The sequence below is a fragment of the Roseateles aquae genome (genome assembly GCF_032337115.1).
Taxonomy (GTDB): Bacteria; Pseudomonadota; Gammaproteobacteria; order Burkholderiales; family Burkholderiaceae_C; genus Roseateles_C; species Roseateles_C aquae.
Genome location: NZ_JAVXZY010000039.1, coordinates 1 through 1,285, shown reverse-complemented (window position 1 = coordinate 1,285; position 1,285 = coordinate 1). Strand labels below are relative to the sequence as shown.

The following is a 1,285-nucleotide window of genomic DNA, read 5'->3' as shown; positions in this document are numbered from 1 at the left end:
TTGAACCGTCAGAATCACTGGCTGTCGCAGACAGCAGTACCGGCGTGTTCAGCGGAACGACTGCGCCATTCAGTGGGGACGCAATTGCTCCAGTCGGCGAGGCATTTGCAGAAACGCTCACCGAGTCACGAGAGGGGTCAGGCCTTAAATTTCAAGTCTTCATACTTTTTGATCAACTGGCTGACTCGTGCCACAGACAGGCTTAACTCATCCGCCAGAGCCGTCATCGTGATCCCTGATCGGGTGTGTGCCATCCAAAGCGCTTCGGCGCGGTCGGGGCATTCTTTCTGCCACTGATTCAGGCGCTTCGGCGTGCTGTGCTGCTGCTGGGGAATATCGCGGGTAGTCTCGCCGTCAAGCTTGATACCGTTCACTTCCAAAGTCCGCTGCACAAACGCCTCGTCGCCTAGATAGATTTGCTGGCGCAAGGCTGTCTGCCACAAACGCAAGTCCCGGCCCTCCTCGACCAGCTCGGCATAGCGACCAGCTGCCAGCAGACGTTCTTTCTCCGATCGAGGAGCTGCGCCTAGCAAATGCGCGTGCAGCCCCGCTGTATCCAGCCACGACACGGGTGAGGCAAGGCCACAGTGGGCTCGGTAGCTGGACCAAGGCCAATCGCCCGGCCGCTCCACCATCCGCGCACGCACGGGGTTGAGCTCGACGTAGCGACAGACCTCTAGCAGATAGCTGTCCCGGTCCACCAGAATCGCCTTGAATCGGCCCTGGAACACATGCCCCACCTTGCCATGCCGCCGATTGAATGCCTGGGTATAGATGCCGTTCAACTGCTGCATCAGGGCTGACAGATTGGCTTGGCGTGTGCCCAGCACCAAGTGATAGTGATTGCCCATCAAGCAGTACGCCAGCATCACCGCGTCAAAGCGCTTCATGGTTTTACCCACGACACCCAGCAACAAGGTACGGTCGTCATCAGACTCGAAGATAGGCTCACGCCGATTGCCACGGGCTGTGACGTGATACACGGCGCCGGGGAACTCGATGCGCAAGGGGCGGGTCATGTGGTGAATCTAGGTGATGGTCGCGCGGACTTCAAATTTAAGGCCTGACCCCAATGCCTGTGCCTGCGCAAGGGGCGGGTCATGTGGTGAATCTAGGTGATGGTCGCACGGACTTTAAATTTAAGGCCTGACCCCAATGCCCCCAGGTATTGCGAGCCGCGATCCGAGTGGTGCACCAGACCATCGTCTTCGCTTGGCTTGCGGTCATACAGCGCCTGCTCCAGCGCGTCGAGCACGAACTCGGTGTGCATCGAACTGCTTTGGCG

2 protein-coding genes and 1 pseudogene are annotated in these 1,285 nt (G+C 59.0%); all 3 read right to left on the bottom strand.

Annotation, left to right across the window (positions count from 1 at the left end; translation table 11 throughout):
• The coding region (locus RQP53_RS24720; protein ID WP_350340400.1) for an Ig-like domain-containing protein at positions 1-121 on the bottom strand (121 nt) is incomplete at its 3' end.
• 16 nt (positions 122-137) lie between these two features.
• On the bottom strand, positions 138-1,019 hold the full coding sequence (locus RQP53_RS24660) for an REP-associated tyrosine transposase (RefSeq protein ID WP_315653388.1): 882 nt from the start codon (positions 1,017-1,019) through the stop codon (positions 138-140).
• 143 nt (positions 1,020-1,162) lie between these two features.
• A pseudogene (locus RQP53_RS24795) lies at positions 1,163-1,285 on the bottom strand (IS3 family transposase); the annotation flags it as partial.